The sequence below is a fragment of the Streptomyces sp. NPDC091289 genome, assembly GCF_044757365.1.
In the GTDB taxonomy this organism is placed as follows: domain Bacteria; phylum Actinomycetota; class Actinomycetes; order Streptomycetales; family Streptomycetaceae; genus Streptomyces.
Genome location: NZ_JBIVUT010000038.1, coordinates 1 through 20,387, shown reverse-complemented (window position 1 = coordinate 20,387; position 20,387 = coordinate 1). Strand labels below are relative to the sequence as shown.

The following is a 20,387-nucleotide window of genomic DNA, read 5'->3' as shown; positions in this document are numbered from 1 at the left end:
CAGGCGGGCCCGGGACACGCGAATGGATTCCGGTGCACCCGGGCGGGCCCCGCCTCAGGCGGCGAGAGCCCCCAGCAGCAGGCCGGTCAGCGCCCCGGCGATCATGAACGGGCCGAACGGGATGCCGGTCCTGCGCCCCGCCCGGCGCAGCAGCACGAGGCCGAGTCCGTACACCGCCCCGAACAGGAACCCGGCGAACCCGCCCAGGAACAGCACGGTCCAGCCGTACCAGCCGAGGGCGACGCCCAGGGCGAGGGCGAGCTTCACATCGCCGAAGCCCATGCCGTTCGGGTTGATCAGGAAGAGCAGGAGGTAGAAGCCGCCGAGGGCCAGTCCGCCCAGCAGCCCGGAGGTCCAGGATCCGGCGTGCCCGGGAAGCAGCGCGGCACAGCCGAGCAGCAGGACGGCCGCGGCCGCCAGGGGCAGGGTCAGCGGGTCGGGCAGCCGGTGGACCCGCCGGTCGACGACGGCGAGGAGCACGGCGACGGGGGTCAGCGCCAGCCACCCGATGAGCTCGGGCCTGGCCCCGGTGGCGGCGGCGAGCGCGACACAGGCGAGCGCGGTGACCAGGGGGGCGAGGACGCCGGGGGCGTAGCCGGGCGGCGTTCCCGGGGCGGCGCAGGGCGCGCACCGGGCCGGGCCGAGCCAGCCGCGGACCGGGCCGGTGAGCGGGTGGCCCGCGGGGCACGCCGTACGCCAGGGCTCCTCCGGCTCGACGGCGAACCGGTAAGCGGCGCGCGGGATCAGCAGTCCGGTGACGGCACCCCAGACCGCGGCGACGGCGAGCAGCGCGGCGTCCACGGAACGACCCTAACGGGCCGCGGGAACAGGGGTCTTGGGCCCGGGGACCCAGGAATGACCGTTCGGGGCCCAGGCGTCGGCGTTCGGGAACCACGGGCGTCCGGCCGGGGCTACGGTCGGTGCCCATGAGGACATGGCGCGATGGCGACGGGACGCTCACGGTCGGCACGGTCGGCACGGACTCCAGGGCCGGGGCAGGGGCCGGAGTCGGGGCAGGGGCCCTGGAGGTGCCGCTGCGGATAGCGGCCTCGTACCGGGCCCGCACCCGGGGGCTGCTCGGGCGGGACGGGATCGAGGGGGCGCTGCTGCTCACGCCGGCCGGGAGCGTGCACACCTTCCGGATGCGGTTCGCCATCGATGTGGCGTACCTGGACCGGAAGTTCCGGGTCCTCGCCGTCCGCACGATGAAGCCCGGCCGCCTCGGGCTGCCCCGGCTGCGGTCCCGGCACGTGGTGGAGGCGGAGGCCGGGGCGATGGAGCGGTGGGGGGTGCGGCCGGGCGTACGGGTGGAACTGCGGGCGACGGCCCCCGCACCAGAGCCGTCGGATGCGTCCGAGGCTTAGTGCGCGCCCGCGACGAGGCGTGTCCGTTCCCTACGGCGTGTCCGTTCCCTACGGCGGGCCCGCGCCCAGCAGGGTCCAGGCCCCGTAGGCGGCGGACGCGCAGGCGAGGACGGCGAGCACGGCGGCCGTGCGTCCCGTGGTGCGCAGCCGCAGCAGGGCGACGGCGGGCGGGAGCAGCAGCGGGAACGCGGGCATCATCAGGCGGGGCCGGGAACCGAAGTATCCGGCGCCGATCAGCGAGATGACGACGATCGTGATCGCGTAGACGAGGACCGGGAGCGGCTGCCGCTGCCGTACGCAGAGCACCACCAGCCACCCGAGCAGCCCGAGCGCCGCGCACAGGCCGAGGGCGGCGGGCCACGGGAGGCCGGCGATGAAGGCGGCGAGCGCGCGTCCGCCGTCGATGTTGTTGCCCCACTGCGCCTGGACGTCGAAGTAGGCGAACGGGCTGCCCTCGCGTACGGCCACGAACACCACGTACGCCAGCCAGCCGAGCGGTGCGAGGGCCACGCCCGCGATCATCCGGGCGTTGCGGCGGAGGACCGGGCCGACGCCGCCGTCGGCGCGGTACTCCCGTACGAGGGTGACGGCGGCGGTGATCGCCAGGGCCGCGATGAGCGCCGCCGCCGTGGGCCGGGTGAGCCCCGCCAGGACGGACAGCGCGGCCGCGACGATCCAGCGGCCCTTGAGGACGGCGTACAGCGCCCAGGCCGCGAGCGCGGTGAACAGGGTCTCCGTGTACGCCATCGACTGGACGAACGCCGTCGGGTGGACGCCCCAGAGCGCGGCCAGCACCACGCCCGTACGCCGTCCGCGCAGATGGGAGCCGACGGCGAAGATGCCCCAGGCGGCGAGCAGCCCGGCCGTCCAGGAGACCAGGAGGCCGGCCCCGCCCAGGGTGAGCGGGGTCACGGCGGAGATGGCGCGTTCCAGGGCCGGGAGGAGCGGGAAGAACGCCAGGTCGGAGTGGACGGAGCCGTCCGGGAGGGTGGCGGTGTAGCGGTAGCCGTGCTCGGCGATGCGCTGGTACCAGACGGAGTCCCAGCGTCCGCTGAGCGGCCCCAAGGGGTCCTTCCCGGCGGCCGACGCGGCTGCCCAGAAGGCCAGGAGCCCCAGGGCCCGGGCGGCGGCGTAGACCGCGAGCGCGGGCGCGGCGGCCCGGAGCGCGGCGGCGGCACGGGGCCCGGGAGTGCGGGGGCCCGGGGCCGGACCGGCGGCCGTCCGGGTGCGGAGCTGGTGATCGGACATACGGCCGATTATGACGTCGGCGGCGGGCTCTCCCCGCCACGGGCGGCCGGGGCGGTGCTGTGCCCGGGAGGTCGGGGCGGCCCGGCTCAGACGCCGAGCACCTCGTTCCCGAAGACCTTCCACGGCGACATCTCCACCGCGTCCATGACCGCCAGCTGAGGGTGCCGGGCCGCCGTCTCGTCCCGTACGGCGACGGTGTCCGGCCAGGCGTCGAGGTGCGCGGCGCCGTCGATGACGACACCGTCCCAGTCGGTGGCGGCCGTCGCACCGCTCCGGTCGACGACGAAGCCGATGCACAGCACGGAGGCCCGTCCCACGGTCCGCCGGATGGCGTTCACCGCACACTCCCGCTCCGGCTCGGGCAGCTCCCCGACGGAGAACTCGACGGCGACGACACCGGCCCGGGCCCGCCGGATGCGGACCAGGAGGTCGAGGCCGTCGTCGGCCCACAACCGGAATCCGACCTCGCGCAGCCGCTGGAGGCCGGCGATGGACAGCAACTGCTCGCGGGTGACGGGTGAACGGGCCCCCAGAGACGCGGAGTCGAGGTTCACGAGCGCCACGCGGCCGGTCACCGGGTGCGCCGGGCGGAGCCCTTCGGCCTCCAGGTCGCCCAGCAGGGTCCGGGCGTCCAGCCGGGTCCAGCCCAGGTGGTACGAGTAGAAGAATCCGGCACCCATCGACGCCCACCCCCATCGCTCTGCATCGCGGCGGCGTCGTGGTCGGCGGCCCCCGGCACCTCCGAGCGTACTGAGCGGCGGCCCGGGCCGCGTGGGCCCACGGACCCACGGGCGGCCCCAAGCGGAACGGCCGCCGCGCCCCGCCGAAGCAACACGGCTCCCGGCAGCCGCACTTGGGCCCGGCTTTGGGACCGGGGGCCCGGGTGGGGGCAGCTTTTCGGCCGTACGCTCTCAGCCGTCGGGCAACACGCGCGAGGTCTGAGGAGAGGTGCACCGTGAGCGGTGGCGGGGGCTGGGGAGACCGGAGCGCGGGGCACATACCGCCGGGGCGCCACGGCATCGCAGGGTCGGGCGCCCCACGTCACGGCCAACAGGGCGGCCGTTTCTTCGCGTTGACCCGCAGCTGGGTGACGGGCGCGCTCGTCTACCTCGCCGCCGGATTCGTCACGAGCCGGGTCCTGGTCGAACTGCTGGGCACCGAGGCACGGTTGGAGAGCTTCGGCTGGCGGCTGGCACTGTTCCACCTGCCCGCTCTCCTCGTGACGCTCCTAACCGTCCTGGCCGCCGCCCGGATCCTCCCCGACGAGCACCGCGAGTCCTCCCGCACCCTGTATCTGCTCGCCGCCCTGGCCATACCGCTGGCCGGTCTGCTGTACGGCTTCGCCGTCGCCGGGGACGTCGTCGGCATCGAGGGCGTCCTCATGCCGGCCGTCTCGCTGGCGGCCGGCGCGGCCTCGGGGGTGGCCGTCGACCGGCTGCTGGAGGAGCGCGCCACCCGGCCGCCGCCCCCGCCGCACTACTCGTACAACTGGCGGGACAGCGGTGCGACGGCGACGGAGTACCTGGGTGTCGTCGTCCTCGTCACCCTGCTGATCGGCGCGATGGCGATGGCCGGGGTCGGCGGGAAGATCGGGGAGCGCCTGCGGTGCGCGATCAGCTCGCTGGCCGGGGGCGGCGGCTCCTGCTCCTCCGGCGGCCCGGATCCCGAGGCGAAGCCGAAGACGGACGCGGACTACGAGCCCAAGATGTGCCAGATCTCCAGCATCTCGGACACGGCGGGCGGCAAGGTCAAGATCGGCTGGTTCGAGTGGGGCGAGGAGTACGGCTTCCAGCAGAAGGTCTCGCAGGCGAACACCGATGTGAACGGCGACGGGAAGGTCGACGGCAACGACAAGGTCGTCTCCATGACGTTCACCGACGCCGCCTCCGCCGGGGCCACCGCCAGCACCCCGGGCGTCAAGCTCGGGAGCCTCGGCAAGGCGGACGTCGACATCGGCGGCGGCATCAAGATCACCAACGGTGACACCTGGATCTTCTCCAGCGAGGAGGAGGCGGAGAAGATGCGGGACGACATCGAGGAAATGAAGGTGTGGGAGACCTCCACCAAGCACAGCGGCGGCTACGGCGGCGGCTGGTACTCCGCGATGAAGTGGGCGGAGAAGAAGGAGGACATCGAGAAGAAGATCGGCGACAAGAAGATCTCCTACTCGACCGTCGGCCTCAACGCCTACGCGGACGGCGGCCTGTCCTTCAAGGGCGGCGACGAGGGCGAACTCGGCGCCAAACTGGGCGGCAAGGCGAAGTTCTCGCCCGAGGTGACGATCACCAAGGACGACGTGAACGGCAACGAGTCGTACACGTACACCGCCAAGCTCGAACTGGAGGGCAAGGTCGGCGGCAACGTAGGCCCGGTCAAGGGCACGGTCGGCGGCAAGCAGAACCGCACCGGCGCCATCACCGTCACCCGCGACCAGAAGACCGGGAAGATCGTCCGCATCGACATGACGCAGACCGTGGAGAACGGCTCGACGTCCGGCAAGGTCGAGGTCGGCGGCGACAACGGCGAGAGCGGCCAGGACAAGCGCGGCGGCAAGGGCAGCGCCTCCGACTCCTCGAGCGAGACCGGCATCGACGTGGTCACGAACTCGATCGTCTTCGGCAAGGACACGGACGCGGCCACCGAGGCGAACCGGGCCGTCGCCGAACAGTGGCTGGGCGGCTCCGGCAACAACACCGCCCCGTTCGAGTACCTCTTCGGCGACCACGGCATGGAGACCCGCCCGGAGGGCAACGACCCGTTCCAGCAGCTGATGTTCGAGGACGGACTGTCCAGCTCCCTGCGGTACACCGGCGAGAGCGACGCCCAGGAGTTCGGCTTCGAGATCTCGCTCGGCATGAGCCTCGGGTTCTCGCTCTCCACGGAGGAGAAGAAGGAGACGCTGGCGGACGCGCGGTTCCTCGGGGCCCCGCAGGGCGACGCGCGCACGTATCTTCCGTACAGCTACTGCGCGAACTGAACGGGCGGTGACAGAGACGATGAGTACCAGAACGCGGAACACGCAGAAGACGCGGAACACGCAGAGGACGCAAAGGACGCAAAGGACGCAAACGGCCTGGCGGCGGACGACGGCGGCCGCGGTGGCCGTCGCGGCAGCGACCGTGCTGCTGACCGGATGCGGCGGCGACCAGGACACCGCATCCGTGCCCGAGGGCTGGGGCACGCTGGACACGAAGAGCCTGCGCGTCGGCTACCCGAAGAGCGCGGGGTACGCGGAACAGCCCGCGGCCGAGCGCGCCAAGGCCAACGCGGCCGTCGCGCTCCAGGAGAAGGACGGCATCCGCACCGGCATGGTCTCGGTCCAGCTGGACTTCGCCACGGGCGTGCGTGACGCGGCCGGGGCGGCAGCGGCGGCGGGCGCCGGCATCGGCCTGGGATCCACCCGGAAGGCCACGGAGGACGTACGCCTCGCGGGCCCGGACAGCGCCGGGGAGGCCCGCGACGCCCGCCGGATCGACTACGACTTCACGGCGGACGGCAAGGAGGACACCCCGAACGCGGGGACGCCGATGACCGGGGTGCTGGTCGCGGGCGTGGACGCGAAGGGCGTGCCGTTCGTGGTGCGCCTGAACGCGGTGAAGGACGCGGTCGACGCGGATGACCTGGACGCGTTCGTGGGGTCGATCACGGTGAAGTAGGGCATGGGAGGACGCCGTTGCGGTGTTGTTCGCTCTGCCGCCCACCCACTGGAGGAGACCGCGCCATGGCAGAGCTGAAGATCGACGCCCTCGTGTTCGACGTGCTCGGCACACTCGTCGACGAACCCGCCGGACTCCGCGCCGGCATCCGCGCCCTCGGTCCGTCCCTCGATGCCGCCGGGACCGAACGGCTTCTGCTGCTGTGGCAGCAGCACATCGAGCGCGAGCAGCGCCGGATCCTCGACGGCGACCGGCCCTACCTCCCCAGCGACGCGCTCGACCGGGAGGCGGCCGGGGTCGTCGCGGAGGCGGCCGGGGTCGCGGATCCGGCTGAGGTGGAGGCACTGGCCCGGTCGGCCCGCCGCCTCCCGCCGTGGCCCGACACCGTGGCCGGGCTGGCCCGGCTCGCCGGACACTTCCCGCTGATCGGCCTCTCCAACGCGAGCCGGACGGCGCTGCTGGAACTGAACGCCCACGCCGGACTGCGCTGGCACCAGGCCCTGTCCGCCGAGGACGCCCGCACCTACAAGCCGGACCCCGCGGTCTACCGGCTGGCCGTCACCGTCGCCGGGCGGCCGCCGGAGCGCCTGCTGATGGTCGCCGCCCACGCCTGGGACCTGCGCGGTGCGCAGGCGCTGGGCCTGCGCACGGCCTATGTGGCCCGCCCGGTCGGCGACCCGCCCGCGGCCTCGGACCGGTTCGACCTGTACGCGGAGGACCTGGCGGATCTGGCGGGGCAACTGGGAGTGTCGTAGGGGGAGTGTCGTAGGAGGGGCGGGCCGGGGCGATCAGGGCCGGTCAGCCCACCTCGCCGGCGCGATGGAGGGCCTCCAGGGCGGCCAGTTCGCCGTCGGACAGCCGCAGGGCTCCGGCGGCGACGTTGGCGGCCAGGTGGTCCGGGTTTCCGGTGCCGGGGATGGCGAGCACATGGGGTCCGCGGTGCAGCGTCCAGGCCAGCCGGACCTGCGCCGTACTCACACCGTGCGTACGGGCGACAGCGAGCAGCACGTCGCCGTCGGCGTCGGCGTCCGGGGAGGCGCCCGCCTCACGTCCGGCGCCCGCGATGGAGTAGAAGGGCACGAAGGCGATGCCCTGCTCACCGCAGTCCCGCAGGAACGCGTCCTGGTCCGGCGGGGATCCGATCCCGTACTTGTTCTGCACACAGACCACCGGCGCGATGGCGCGGGCTTCGGCGAGCTGCGCGGGGCCGACGTTGGAGACGCCGAGGTGCCGGATCAGCCCGGCCTCGCGCAGTTCGGCCAGCGCACCAAAACGCTCGGCGATCGAATCGGGGCCCACGATGCGCAGGTTGACCACGTCGAGGTGGTCGCGGCCGAGCTGGCGGAGGTTCTCCTCGACCTGCCCGCGCAACTGCCCCGGCGTGGCGTGGGTCTGCCACTCGCCCGAGGGATCGCGGCCCGGCCCGACCTTGGTGGTGATGACCAGGTCGTCGGGGTAGGGGGCCAGCGCGCTGTTGATCAGTTCGTTGGCGGAGCGGAGCCGGGAGAAGTAGAACGCGGCGGTGTCGAGGTGGTTCACGCCGAGCTCGTGGGCCCGGCGCAGCACCCGTATCGCACGGTCACGGTCGCCCGGCACCGCATCGACGTCGAACGCTCCGCCCTGCTGCGGCAACCGCATCGTCCCGAACCCGAGCCGGTTGACCACGAGGTCGCCGAGGGTCCAGGTGCCGGAGGCTGCCGCGGTGATCGTCTCTGATGTCATGCCGGGATGATCTCCGGGCGACGGCGGTACCGGCAATGATTCAGTCATAGCTGAATCATTGCCGGTACCCGTGCTGGCACGGCTCAGAGATGCCGGCCTAGTACTTCTTACACTTGGTGTTCTGGTAGCCGCGCCAGTCATGGCGGCTGATACAGATGCTGCCGAGCTGCCCCTTCTTCAGGGTCCAGGAGAAGGTGGCGGTCGACTTGGAGTTGCAGCCGTTGCTGGCCTTGATCATCTTGTAGTAGTCGCTGTTCACGGTGGTGAACTCCGCCCGGGCCTCCCGCCCGTCACAGCTGGTGTCACTGACCGTGGCGGTCACCTTGTAGTAGTTGGTGCCGGTACAGCCGCTGTACTTCGTGCCCGTGACCTTGGCGCCCGTGGTCGTCACGGTGAAGTTCGTGCCGGAGCAGGCCGCGGCGGCGGGCGGGGCGGCGATGGTCAGCGTGGCCATCGAGCCGATCAGGCTGGTGACAGCGACCAGGGCCACGCGCGTCTTCGTGCGGGTCTTCGCGAGCTTCATGCGGATCCTTCTCGTTCATCAGGACAGGGACAGGTACAGGTACACGTACAGCTACACGGGGGTACAGACACCCCGTGCAACCGTGATTCCCCGATCCCCCCGGACTGCCTGCCGGGAGGATCGTACAAGACTTTCCCGCCAGAACGGCTGGATCCATCACTCCCCCACCCACGCTGCCGCACGCACCCTGCCGCCGACCGAACCACACTCCGCACCAGGGGAGTTGACCGCGCGGACAGACCCCGGCGGACAGATCCCGACGGATAGACCCCGACGGCCTCCTGGAAGGACCGCGATAGCATCACGTGCGTGGCTGTCCTGGCGGAACTGGCGTTCTCTGCACGCGATCTGGCGCAGATGCGGTTCTCCGTCTCCCAGTTGTGGGAGGTCGCCCCCGGCTTCCGGCTGCTGAACTCCCGTACCGCACACCCCGTGCACCGCCCGTGGGTCGAACAGGTACGGCCCCGGTGGGCGGCCGCCGGGCTGGACCGCGGGTGGCTCGCCGAACTCATCCCTCCCACGGGTTACGTCCCCGACTTCCTCACCCCCGCACCCGACGGGCCGGCTCCCGCACCGGCGGCGGAGCGGGCCGCCGTCCTGGCCGCACCCGTCGACCGGGTACGTCAGGACCTCGACCATCTGGCCCGCCACCAGGGAGGCCTCGGTCCACGGCTGCGCACCCTGTACGCCGATCCGCGCGCCCGGCTGCCCAGGGTCGTCAGGGAGATCGAGACCTTCACGGAGCTGGCGCTCGCCCCCTATTGGGCGCGGATGCGCACCGTGCTGGACGCCGACGTCTTCCACCGGGCCCGTCAGGTCGCCGAACGGGGCACGGGCCACTTCTTCAACGAGCTGCACGCCTCGGTGAGCTGGAACGACAGCGCGCTGCTGCTGGTCGGCCGCAAGAAGCCCATGCCCCGGGAAACGGCGGGATCCGGACTGCTGCTGATCCCCTCGGTGTTCACGGGTCCGAGTCCGCGTACGCGGGTGAGGCTGCCCGATCCTCCCCAACTGGTCTACCCGGCCCGGGGTGTGGGCCTGCTGTGGGAGTCGCGCCCGGTGTCCGGCACCACCGCCCTGGCGGCCGTACTCGGCCGGTCACGCACCCTGCTGCTGACCGAACTGGAGTCCCCGGCCTCTACCACCGAACTGGCACGCCGCACCGGGCTCTCCCCCGCCGGTGTCTCCCAGCACCTGAACGCCCTGCGCGGCGCGGGACTCGTCAGCGCCCACCGGGCCGGCCGCTCGGTGCTCTACGCGCGCTCCGCCACCGCCGAGGCGGTGCTGGAGGCGGCCCGCGCGTAGGGCGAGGCCGTACGTACGCGTACGTGTACGGCCTCGCCCGTACGTACGTACGCGCCCCTACACCGGCGCCTGGAAGCCGCCGATCCGCTGCTCAAGCAGTTCGGCCAGCCGCAGCGGGGTGCGGTCCTCGAACATCGGACCTATGATCTGCACACCCACCGGCAGCCCCTCGGGCGACCGGCCCGCCGGTACGGCGGTGGACGGCAGACCGGGCAAGGTCGCCAGACCGGCCCAGACGAGCTGGTCGAAGTACGGGACCTCGACGCCGTCGATGTCGATCCGGCGGGCCATCGGATCGGGGTGGTGGTCGTGCGGGAACGCAGGGGTGGGCGTGATGGGACACACCACGGCGTCGAAGCCGGCGAAGAACTGCCGCCAGTCGTGGCGGTGGGGCTCACGGCGGGAGTTCACCGCGATCCAGTCACGGTGGCTGAACACCATGGCGCGCAGCCGCGCCGCGTCGAGACTCCGGTCGTCGGCACCCAGTCCGGCGGCCCGGTCCCGCAACTGCTCGTACGCCTCGACGGGAAAACGCGCGACGGAGCCCGAGACCAGCACCTGGGTGTAGAGCTCCCCGGCTTCGGCCAGATCGGGCAGCAGTGGACTGTGCCGCTCGACGCGCGCGCCGCCGTCGGCGAGAGCGTCGGCCACCCGGCCCACGCCCGCCCGTACGGCGGACCCGGTCGGAAGGAGCGGATGCTCGTCGAGGACCAGGACCCGGAAGTCTTCGAGCCGCTCGTGGCGGGCGGGCGGCAGCCTCAGGTCGTACGCCACACCAGACGTGAGCGGGTCGGGTCCGGCCATGACATCGAGGAGGAGCGCGAGGTCACGAGCGCTGCGCGCCATCGGACCGACGACGGCGAGATCCGGCCCGAACGGCAACGCGGGCGTGGTGGGGAAAACCATGCCCCGGTCCGACGCGAGCCCGACGGTCGGCTTGTGCGCGTAGACACCGCAGAAGTGCGCGGGGGTGCGCAGCGAACCGGCGATGTCGGAGCCGATGGACAGCGCGCCGAACCCGGACGCCAGGGCCGCCGCCGATCCGCCGGACGACCCACCTGACGTACGACCGTGATCCCACGGGTTGTTGGTGGTGCCGTAGATCTCGTTGAAGCTCTGTATGTCCTGCAGCCCCAGCGGCACATTGGTCTTGCCGAGCACCACCGCACCCGCGGCCTTCAGCCGCGACACCTGCACCGCGTCCTCGGCGGGCAGATGGTCCCGGTGCTGCGGCATGCCCCACGTCGTGGGCAGTCCGGCGATGTTGTACGACTCCTTCACCGTCACCGGGATCCCGAGCAGAGGCAGGTCCTCGCCGCGGGCCCGCGCCCGGTCGGCTTCACGGGCGGCGGCCCGCGCACGGTCGAAGTCCGGCACGCAGACAGCGTTGACCGCCTGGTCGTCCCGCTCGATGCGGGTGATCGCATCGTCGGTCAGTTCTGCGGAGGTCACTTCACCGGCACGCAGGGCAACCGCGATTTCTTCGGCCGTCAGAAAATTCCACGTCATGCCGGCGAAGGTATGCGCCTCCGGGAAAGGGCAGGAAATACCGATTCACGCAACGGCGAAAAGACTCCTCCGCCCGAAGGCCGCGCGTGAAGCGGGGACCCCGCGTTCCGTTGCTCAGACCATGGGGCAACTGAGCGGGAGGACGCGTTCGGTCAGCCGGCCAGTGAGGAGAGCATCGGTGACATCCGCCTCGGCCAGCCAGTCCGCCGAGGTCAGCCGCTCCACGAGCTCCGGCAGTTCACCGGACTCGATCGCGCACCAGGAGACCAGCGCTTCCCGAGCGATTCCCTGCCCCTGGGTCCCCAGTCGGCCGTCGGCGCCGGCCCCGGTGGCCAGGGCCAGGGCGAGCAACCGCACCTCGGCCGGGGTCTTGGCCTTGCGGAGCTTCTTCTCCCCGACGACTCTCTGCGCCCATCCGCTGAGCTTGGGGCGCATCTTCCTGCCGAAGGTGAAGGGGCCCGGGTCGCTCTCGTCGGGCGTCAGGGAGGGCACGCTGATCCGGGTGGGGTTCTCCGGGCGGGAGGCGATCAGCTCGTCGACGGTCCCGTCGATACCCAGCCAGCCGCACTCCACCAGCTGCCCCACGAGGTGCTCGGGGTCCCGCAGGGGCAGCCCCTTGATGTCCTGCCCGACGAAGTTGCCGACACCGGACTGCGCGGTGCGCAGCGTCAGCATCACCACCAGCAGGCGTGCGTCCGGGCCCGGCAGAGGAGCGTGGTCGGCCACATGCGTGAGGACGGCCCGCGCGTGATCCCACTGCGCGGTAGCGGTCAACAGGCGTGCCACAGCGGGCCCGCTCCCGTCCGGAGCCTCACCGATGCGATGCAGATGCTGGAGCCGGGCGGTGGCGGCGGCCTGTTCGGCACGCTGGGCGTCGAGGCGCAACCCGGTGTCAGCGGTGACTTCGGCCCAGGCGAAGAAGGCCTTCGCCTTACGCGCGTGGAGGTCGGCGAGCACCGCGAGGTCGGGTTCGTCGCGCTGCTGGTAGGCGCGGAAGAGCTCGCCGAGTTCGGCGAGTTCGTCCCGCAGCGCGACGGGCCGCAGGTCGTGCGGGACGAAGCGCTGCGCGATCCGCCCTCGCCGGGCGCGCTGCCGCACCGGCCTCGCGGACCGGCGAACCGGCGCCTGCTGCGGGACGGCGGCCGCGGGGGCGCTGTGCGAGAAGTGCGGGCCGACGGCCGACACGGTCGATGCGGTCGACGCGGGAGCAGCGGCAGCCCTGAAGCCGTCACCCGGACCAGGCCTCTCAGGAACCGGAGCGGTGGCGACGATCTTCGCGGTGGGGTGGGCGGCCGCGCAGCGCGAGCAGCACTCCATGACCCGCCACCAGCGCCCTTCCCGGTCCGTGACGACGGCCAGGACGACCGCACCCCCGCACCGCCAGGGCGCGGGACGCTCACGCGGACCGACGGGCCGGATATGTGTGTGGCACTCCTCGGCGCGGCAGGCGCAGTACACCGAGGGACGGGGGGCCGGCCCCGCACGCAGATGAGCCTTGAGATGCTCGACCGCCGCCGTGCGGCCGACGCCCGCGGAGGGCAGCGCCTGCACGGCACAGGCCGGCCGGCTGCACGAGACACGCACATCCGCCCGCCCGCGCCCGACGGGGTCCAGCCGCACCGTCCACGTACGCCCCGTCACCCGTTCGTTCGTCGCGTGGGCCTCCACACCCATCACACCCTCCTCGACGCCTGCTGTATGTGTCCCTCGGCACCCAGCAGTCCAGCCACATGAGCCCACAACACAAACGACGGTCCGCCGTTCGGGTGACGGGCTCGGTGAGAATGTGGCCGGTTTCTTGCCATGGTCGGGGTCGCAACCACTTCCCGCCCCCGCAGGCAGCGGGACTCCTCGACCGTGGCCCGAGCGGTCGCCGGGCCTCGGCCGATGTCGGACCGGGCTCAGCCTGCAGGGCATCCTGTTCGTTCTCTGCAAGGTTCAGTGCTCACAGAGGGAGAATTCCCGCTCGTAGAGCTGCTCATTGTGTTCGTCGACGAAGAACTTGCGTTCCTGCATCAGCTGTTCGCGATAGTTCCTGGCCTGTTCAAGCGTCATGGTCGCGGTTTCGGACCATGGTTGTTGCGGTGGCACATCGGATGTCGAGACGATCTTTTTCGACGGGTCGACCAGGAAGAACGCGAGAATTTTGCGATGCCCCGGGCGGGTGGGATCCGCAAGGCGGAATGGGCTGACGCGGTGCTGCAGGATGTTCGGGAACGCCAGGCAGCGGCCGGACGGGGTCGATGCCGACCCCAGCGTCTGGTTCAGCGCGTCTTCGTCCTCCAGGCCGTAGACCTCACGCACACCGTTGTCGTCGTTCTGTTCGTAGCGCGGGTCGTCGAGTGCCGCCCGGAAGCTCAGCCGGCTTTCCGTGATGTTCTCGCTGTCCCAGTAGTAGATGCCGGTCGAGACGATCCGCTCGTTCAGCATCCCCTCCACATGCCAGGAGCCGCCGTGATATTCGGCCTTGTCCGGGGTGAGGTGAAGGGTGGCGAGCTTGACGATGACTTGGAGGCTGCGGCAGCGCAGGTCGACTCGGGCCGACTCGTCGGGCAACTCGGGCGGGGTGTAGGCCGGGGCGTCCGGGATGACCGGGCTGCGGTTCTCCCACCAGTCGTCCTGGGCCTCCTCCCACGCACCGAGGGCTTCCGCGTAGGCCTCGTCGTCGCTGTAGGAAGCCTTGTCCGGATACTCCGGCTCCGAATCGCCGTACCACCCGAAGGGATCGGCCTCGATCCGCAGGGGTCGCGGATGGCGCAGATCGGTGAGCACGTTCTCCAGCAGAGGGCGAAAGCGCGCGAACAGGTCCGGCAGGACGGAGACCAGTGCGTGATGACGCTCGGGGTGAACATTGTTCACGTACGAACGGAAGGTGACATCGCCCTCGGCACTGACGTCGACGTCCGTGGGCAGCCACTGGAATCGCTCCGAGAATTCGTACGCCGAGTGGCGGTCCGTCGAGTTCCGCCAAGCCCCCTCGGGTCCGCCGCTCGCCTCTCGTACCAGGCAGAACAGCGAGGGGTGAACCAGATCCAGCACCTGGCCGTCGGATCCTGGGTGCCAGTCCCGTTCCGCTTCGGGGACCTGCTCCAGGACCTGAACCGCCGCACACAGCCGGGATCTGAGCTCGTCGTCGACCAGGGTGTCCGACTGCCACACCCCGTCGACGGCGGACACCTCGATACCGGTCCGGCTGTCCCGCAGCGCGGCGTAATGCACAAGTTCGGCGAGAACGTAGCGAACCTGCGCTTCGGTGAGCCCTTGGGCGATCGCTTCTCGCGTCCATCTGGCGACGATGTCGGCATCGTTCACCTTGTCGAACCACCCCGGCTTCGCCCGTATATGTGAGCTGCACTGCATCATCTGCAGTTCCCGCAGTGTTCGGGGTGTCGCGAACGAGGTGGTACGGGAAACACGAAAGGGCAGCGGGAAAGCAGACAGGCCAGTCAATTCTCTTGATCCTCCCAGGCGGCGTGTGGTGGCGGGAAGGATACGTCAGCGGACTGACACCGCGGCCGTAGCCCTGCCACCGTCCGTACGAGAACCAGAGGTTCGACGCAGTCGCGCTTCGCCAGGCTTGAGCGAGCCCAGACCGGGGGCCAAGCCAGCAGTTACCTTGGGGAGTTACTCCCGGATCTCAGTCACTCGAGATGGGGCCGTGATGTTGGCGTCGACGTGCTCGGCAATGTCGAAGAACGGCCAGGACGCAGTCGGCCCAAGGCGGCCAAGAGGGCCGCCCCCATCACCGGGCTCATCAACGACCTCATGGCATATGCCCTCAGAGACCTGGGGGTACGGTCAGGTGGGGAACTCGCCGAGCCAGGTGCCTTGAAGGAGGTGCTTGGGGAGGTAGTCCGACTCGACTTCGATAGGGAATTCTGCGTCCAGTGCGAAACAGGCCATGGCGAGTGGGGCCAAGGCTACCCAGCCATAACAGGAGTCAGCGAGATCTGGTTCGGTTGACCAGTGCTCCTTGTGGGCGAGAAGTGCATTTTCGAGAGCGCGGTTAAACTCTTCATGTTGGCCTGTCGCACGCCAACGAAGAAGTTCCATCGGGGGCCACATGATTCGGGAGATGTAGTTTTGGTTGGCACTGGACCGGTTGCCCGGCTGGGTTCCTGACGCGGCTTCAATGAGTTTGTCAGGAAAGTCTTCACGGCCGAGCCAGAAGGACTGCAGCGTTTCGATCCAGGCGTACTGATACTCGTCGTACACCGCCCCAGACTCGCGCAGCTTGGATGTTGGTACTTTACAAAGTTCTGTAAGCCGTTGACTGTTACGACAGATTGCTGCGAGGTAGAAAGCTGCGAGCCAGTGGCCGGCATTCACAAATGACTCAGGGCGTGTGAATGCCGAAACGGTGCGCTTCTCATGGTGAATCAGGCGCTGTACGTTGGATTCAGCCGACGTGGCGGCTGCGAAGATTGCCGATCCGGACTGCATGGCCGTGACCCAGACTTCCCATGATTCGATCCATGAGGCGGTGGGGTCGACGGCAGTCCGCTCGTAAGCTGTGACCAAAGCGGTGGACATGACGCTTTCGAGGGCAGAAGAGGCGTTCTCGATCCTCGTTAGCAGGAGTGCCGTGTGCTTTGAGAGGGATGACTCTCGCCCGGGAAGGTGCTGCCGCGAGATGATGTGACGTTTAACGGTGACGCCCATTGGATTTCATCCTTGAGGAATTTGAACTACCAGAGTTCATCCTTTCGCCCCCTTGACGCACCCGCCGAGTTTCCGCTCCTTCCTTCAGAGTGCAGGGTTCTTCCGGATATCACTCAACGAACATCAGGAGCCCTATCACGTATCGAACTCGCCTACCCAGGAGCGATCCAGGAGGCAAATGGGTAGGTAGTCGGACTCGACTTCGATCGGGAATCCGGCGTCGTAGGCAAGACATGCGATGGCGAGCGGGCCCAGAGCCAGGAAGCCCGCGATGTCCCCAGCGCGCTCCGGAGCCCCCCAGTAGGCCTTGTGGAGTTCCAGAGCCTCGGCGAGTGCTTCGTTGAATCCGGCATGGTCTTTGCGGATAAATTTATAGAACAAGTTGATCGGCGGGTATAGTACACATTGGAGCAGGTCGCGCGGCGTAATATTGGCAATGTCAGGGTGAGACTTCTCGATCGCAGCTGTTAGCTTTTCCGGTAGCCCTGGTTGCTCGAGCCAGTATGTCTGCAACGCATCCACCCAATGGAAAATGTACTCATCTCCTTCTGCCTCAGATGCTCGAAGGAGGTCGAGTGGGACGCGACACATCTGGTCCATCCGTGGCTGATCCCGACAGATGATGGTGAACCAGAGTGTCGTCAGCCAATTGCCTGCGTTCGCGTAGAACTGTGGGCCCGTAGCTTTGATGGTCCGCACTTCGTGATCAATGCGTGCCTCGATCTGCCCCTTGCTGAAGCCTGCGGCGGCAAAGGCGGCTGCTCCGATCTGCATGGCCGAAACGGTAGCGTCCCATGTTGCGAAGCGATTACCTCGAGGGTTCAGGGCCTGATGTGCTTGCGCCTGGAGTACTGCCTCATTCAGTGCCATGCCAAAAATCGCAGGGGAAGCGTCCAGGTTTTGGATGCTCGTCTCGAGCTCTTCACCCAGACGCTCGGTCACCCGCTCGTCAATCTCGGGCAGCGCATGCCGTCCCACTGTCACCATCATGGATCGCTCCTGCTAGTGCGTTCGAAGAAGAAATCTTCCTCCGTGAATTTCCCGATATTAAATTTTTGACTCTTAAATCCGCCGTAAGTCGGCCCGTCCGAAATTCCCTTCACGAGTACGTACTCTACCTTGTCTGCGATGAGTGCCTTCTTCAAGTCAGTGTACAGGCGGAGTTCAGCGGCGTTTCCGCCCTGCGCTCTCTTCCACATTTCGTTCATAATGTCGAGTAGATACTCGCGAGAGCCTTGTCTAGCCTTGTAGCCGCTGGGCAGGGTTCGCTCGTTAATCGCCGTTCTAATGTCGCTTTTAGCCTCTATGATGACAAAGCTCTCGGCGTCCCGGAGTCGCCACACCTGGTCGAACTGGTCATTTCCGTTCTTTGGCCCGGCTGTAGGCTCCCATTTTGCCCCCTCGTAATACTTAGGGATGAGGTGGTTGCGGGCGACGGACTCTCCGTATGCCTCGGTGGCTTTTGTCATCTCACTATGAAGCGGCGCGTGCTCAGATTTCAGAGAGTCATAGATCGCTCTACTTTCAGGCGTCTTATTGGCGATCAATTCCTTCTTTGCTTTGGTGAGCGGATCATGCAGTATCTTGTCGGCTTCAATCGCCTCGTGTCGATGTTTGGCAGCTTCGTCCATGGTCGACTTAACTGGCGTACCACTCAAGTCCCGGGCGATTCCCTGGCGTTCCCAATCCGGGTGATATTTGGCGGGAAATGCCGGTGGAGCCTTATCCTTCGGGATCCAGATCTTTGGATTAGCGGGATCCCGAATCAGCTGTGGAGGTGGGAATCCGCTTTCATCGGGAACATCTGTATAGCTGCGATGTCCGCGCTTCTCGTAGTACTCTTTGAAGTACCCATCCTCGTGGTTTGCCCGGTAGGCCTGAATTTCTTTTATCTGTTCTGCGGTGAGAGAGCCGGGCGGGCCGTATGGGTTGTCGCCCTGCCTCATGAAACTCGGCGGTGAGGGAGTTCGGCTCGAGGCGTGCGTGTTTCCGCCCGTTGTCGGTGCGCTATTCCCAGCGCGGCTCGCTTCATCCGCTGCATTGGTCGCCTGGTCGACGGCATCTCCGGTTCCGCCGGTTCCGGGTGGAGCCGAGGAGCGGGAGCTGTTGTCAATCGTGGAGCCGCCCGGCAGGTCCCTGCCGCCTCTCCCGCTGGACGAGGTGTCCGCAGTGGAGGTGTGCCCTCCACCCTTTGGTGTGTTGTCGCCGGTCTGACCATTGCCGGTGTCGCCAGGGGCCCCGTTGTCCATGCTGTTGGTCGGCAGGTGGTTCGCTGTGCCGCCCGGTGGCCTGTTGGGGTTCGACGTACCGTCGCCCGTGCGGCCGAGGGCGTCGCCGACCCGGCCTGTGTCGCCCAGGTTCGAGTCCAGCCGGGTCGTGTTGCTGCCGCCGCGTGCGCCCGCGCCGACCAGGGCTGGCTGTTCGGCGGGGGTGCGGGGCAGGGGGCTGTGCGCGTCCGTCCTGGTGGAGGCGCCGGTGGGCGGGTTCTCCTTGCGGGCGTCGGTGTGGTGTTGTTTGAGGGTGCCGTCCTCGCCGAGGATGTTGCCCTGGCGGTCGAGGTGGGTGACGTTGCCGTTGGCGTCGAAGTCCCTGAGGGTGCCCTCGGGCAGGGCGGTGGTGCCTTCGGGGAGTTTGAGGGTGCCCTCCTGGATCGGCAGTGATCCCGCAGGTGGGGTCATGCCTTCGGGGAGATGGACGATGCCGTCGCCGAGGTCGACCGCTCCGGTGGGGATCTGTGCCCCGTCCGGAAGCTTGACCGAGTTCTTCGGGATCTCGAACGCGGCATCCGGCACGGTCGCACCCCTGGGCAGGGTCAGCGTGCCGTCGGCCGCCTTGTACGCCCCGTCCGGCAGAGTGACCGTCCCCGCGGGCAGCGGCGGGATCTCGACGTTGCCCGTGCCCTTCAGGCCGGCCATCACGTCGCTGATCTTCGTCAGGCCCGCGCCGGCGCCCTTGAAGAGATACGCGGTCGGGTCGACGGCGCGGCTCGCCTTGTTCGCGAAGGAGAGGGCCTTCCCTGCGAGGGCCGCCTTGCCGGCACCGGATGCCCCGCCCCCGGCGCCGCCGGTGAAGATGGTCGTCAGGGCGTTGAACGTGACCGCACCACCGGCACGCGCCGGGTTCACGCTCCACTGGTCGTAGGCGATCAGCGCCTTCCCGGTCTCCTTCATCGCCCGGCTCGAGTCCCGCAGCCAGGAGGGCAGCTCCTCCTCAGGTGTGGTGAGGAGGTACGTCCCCCCGGCACCTGCGGTCAGCAAGGTGATGGATACCCCGATGGAGAGGTCCGTCAGACCGCCCCAGGCCTGCTTCATGCTGTCCCAGCCCTCGGTGCCGACCAGGGTGCCCAGACCCTTGACCGTGGCCCAGACACCGTCCACGGCGAAGCCCTTGACGAAATCCCAGGCGTGTTCATGGACCTGGTACCAGCGCGTCGACTCCTCGACCGGATCACCCCACGGCAGGCCCTTGGCCTGCTTCAGGGCCTCGGGGTCCCAGCCATGCATGTGCTTGCCGCCGGACCCGTCGTTCACGGTGAGCGGCTTGCCATGGGGGACCAGGGCGATGATCTTGTTGTAGCAGGTCCGCTCCACCGCCTGGAACGCAGCCCAGGCCTCGGTGATCTCGTCGCGGCGGCGTCTGTTCTCCTCGATCAGGTCACCGTCCTCGCGCCACGTGTCGTCCGCGTCCGCCTTGTCCCGGAAGGCCGAAGCCTCCTGCCGCAGCCGCTCCAGCTTCGCCACCAGCGGCTGCGCGTCGTCCGCGTAAGCGCCCAGGGCACCGGTGATGGTGGCCAGGTCCGACTTCAAGGCTGCCCCGCGGTCCGCGACCGGTTTCGTCGTCGCGAACAGCTGATCCGCCTCCGGCGCCTTGTAGAAGGCCTGCAGGCCGCCGAAGCTGCTGTGGATGTCGCCCGTGGCCGTGGCGATCCTCGCCCCGTCCTTGGCCAGGGCCCTCACCTGCTGGTCCAGCACCGTCAGATTGCCGGTGAACACCGGTATGCCGTACGGGTCGACCGGCTCCTTGCCGCCGCTCACTTCTTGCCCCGCAGTTCCTTCAGCAGGTCCAGCCGGACCGCCCTCGCCGCGTTCTGCGCCTGCTTCGCCGTGTCGAGGTCGCCCTCCATGTACTCGTTCGTCGCCGTCGCCGCACCCAGAACCGCCGCCTGGACCCGCTGCGACATCGACTTCAGCTGCGGCTTCCGCGCCTGTGCGTACTCACCCAGCGCCGCCGCCACCGGACCCATCGCAGGCGGCGCGATCGCCGCGACCGGGCCCTGCTCCCGCCCCGGAGCCACCGGACCCATCGACGCACCCGACTTCGTGCCACCCACCGCCACCGTCCCCGCCGCCCGCGCCGCCGCCCCCAGATCCGCCAGCATCGCGTTCAGCGCCTTCTCCA

The 20,387-nt window shown here is 69.1% G+C and carries 17 protein-coding genes; 5 read left to right on the top strand and 12 right to left on the bottom strand.

Annotated elements, in window-relative coordinates:
• Positions 1-54 precede the first annotated feature (54 nt).
• Positions 55-801, bottom strand: coding sequence for a prepilin peptidase (locus ACIQPT_RS35680; protein WP_401162248.1), 747 nt, complete (start codon positions 799-801; stop codon positions 55-57).
• Between the two features lie 125 nt (positions 802-926).
• Here ACIQPT_RS35680 and ACIQPT_RS35675 point away from each other — a divergent pair, with 125 nt between their 5' ends.
• Positions 927-1,364, top strand: coding sequence for a DUF192 domain-containing protein (locus ACIQPT_RS35675; protein ID WP_401162246.1), 438 nt, complete (start codon positions 927-929; stop codon positions 1,362-1,364).
• 48 nt (positions 1,365-1,412) lie between these two features.
• Here ACIQPT_RS35675 and ACIQPT_RS35670 read toward each other — a convergent pair whose 3' ends face one another.
• The gene (locus tag ACIQPT_RS35670; protein ID WP_401162245.1) at positions 1,413-2,612 is read right to left on the bottom strand and encodes a hypothetical protein; all 1,200 of its coding nucleotides are present in this window, start codon (positions 2,610-2,612) and stop codon (positions 1,413-1,415) included.
• An 86-nt stretch (positions 2,613-2,698) separates the two neighbouring features.
• Complete coding sequence (locus tag ACIQPT_RS35665) at positions 2,699-3,292, bottom strand: hypothetical protein (protein ID WP_401162243.1); 594 nt, start codon at positions 3,290-3,292, stop codon at positions 2,699-2,701.
• A gap of 275 nt (positions 3,293-3,567) precedes the next feature.
• On the opposite strand from ACIQPT_RS35665, the gene ACIQPT_RS35660 reads away from it, so the two are divergent.
• From ACIQPT_RS35660 to ACIQPT_RS35650, 3 genes are all read left to right on the top strand, one after another.
• Positions 3,568-5,589, top strand: coding sequence for a hypothetical protein (locus tag ACIQPT_RS35660; RefSeq protein WP_401162241.1), 2,022 nt, complete (start codon positions 3,568-3,570; stop codon positions 5,587-5,589).
• 121 nt (positions 5,590-5,710) lie between these two features.
• Positions 5,711-6,268, top strand: coding sequence for a hypothetical protein (locus ACIQPT_RS35655; protein ID WP_401162239.1), 558 nt, complete (start codon positions 5,711-5,713; stop codon positions 6,266-6,268).
• A gap of 65 nt (positions 6,269-6,333) precedes the next feature.
• Positions 6,334-7,023, top strand: a complete 690-nt coding sequence (locus tag ACIQPT_RS35650) for a haloacid dehalogenase type II (protein ID WP_401162238.1) — start codon at positions 6,334-6,336, stop codon at positions 7,021-7,023.
• Between the two features lie 43 nt (positions 7,024-7,066).
• On the opposite strand, the gene ACIQPT_RS35645 is transcribed toward ACIQPT_RS35650, so the two are convergent.
• Both ACIQPT_RS35645 and ACIQPT_RS35640 read right to left on the bottom strand, forming a co-directional pair.
• Entirely contained in the window at positions 7,067-7,990 is a 924-nt protein-coding gene (locus tag ACIQPT_RS35645; RefSeq protein WP_401162236.1) for an aldo/keto reductase, read from the bottom strand.
• Between the two features lie 97 nt (positions 7,991-8,087).
• Entirely contained in the window at positions 8,088-8,513 is a 426-nt protein-coding gene (locus ACIQPT_RS35640; protein WP_401162234.1) for a hypothetical protein, read from the bottom strand.
• A gap of 357 nt (positions 8,514-8,870) precedes the next feature.
• Between ACIQPT_RS35640 and ACIQPT_RS35635 the strand changes: the two genes are divergently transcribed.
• Positions 8,871-9,818, top strand: a complete 948-nt coding sequence (locus tag ACIQPT_RS35635; RefSeq protein WP_401162304.1) for an ArsR/SmtB family transcription factor — start codon at positions 8,871-8,873, stop codon at positions 9,816-9,818.
• A 57-nt stretch (positions 9,819-9,875) separates the two neighbouring features.
• Here the strand turns inward: ACIQPT_RS35635 and ACIQPT_RS35630 are convergent, their stop codons facing one another.
• From ACIQPT_RS35630 to ACIQPT_RS35600, 7 genes are all read right to left on the bottom strand, one after another.
• Positions 9,876-11,327 carry an amidase gene (locus ACIQPT_RS35630; RefSeq protein ID WP_401162232.1) on the bottom strand — a complete coding sequence of 484 codons (1,452 nt, stop codon included), beginning with the start codon at positions 11,325-11,327 and terminating at the stop codon, positions 9,876-9,878.
• 114 nt (positions 11,328-11,441) lie between these two features.
• Positions 11,442-13,001 carry a hypothetical protein gene (locus ACIQPT_RS35625; protein WP_401162231.1) on the bottom strand — a complete coding sequence of 520 codons (1,560 nt, stop codon included), beginning with the start codon at positions 12,999-13,001 and terminating at the stop codon, positions 11,442-11,444.
• Between the two features lie 264 nt (positions 13,002-13,265).
• The gene (locus tag ACIQPT_RS35620) at positions 13,266-14,777 is read right to left on the bottom strand and encodes a DUF4246 domain-containing protein (RefSeq protein WP_401162229.1); all 1,512 of its coding nucleotides are present in this window, start codon (positions 14,775-14,777) and stop codon (positions 13,266-13,268) included.
• A gap of 348 nt (positions 14,778-15,125) precedes the next feature.
• Positions 15,126-15,989 (bottom strand): immunity 49 family protein, encoded by an 864-nt coding sequence (locus ACIQPT_RS35615; RefSeq protein ID WP_401162227.1) that lies wholly within the window; start codon positions 15,987-15,989, stop codon positions 15,126-15,128.
• Positions 15,990-16,124: 135 nt separating this feature from the next.
• Positions 16,125-16,979 (bottom strand): immunity 49 family protein, encoded by an 855-nt coding sequence (locus tag ACIQPT_RS35610; RefSeq protein ID WP_401162225.1) that lies wholly within the window; start codon positions 16,977-16,979, stop codon positions 16,125-16,127.
• Entirely contained in the window at positions 16,976-20,023 is a 3,048-nt protein-coding gene (locus ACIQPT_RS35605; RefSeq protein ID WP_401162223.1) for a hypothetical protein, read from the bottom strand. The genes ACIQPT_RS35610 and ACIQPT_RS35605 overlap by 4 nt, the downstream gene beginning before the upstream one ends.
• Positions 20,020-20,387, bottom strand: a 368-nt coding sequence (locus ACIQPT_RS35600; protein WP_401162222.1) for a DUF6507 family protein, incomplete at its 5' end; no start/stop codon positions are given. The genes ACIQPT_RS35600 and ACIQPT_RS35605, both read right to left, overlap by 4 nt.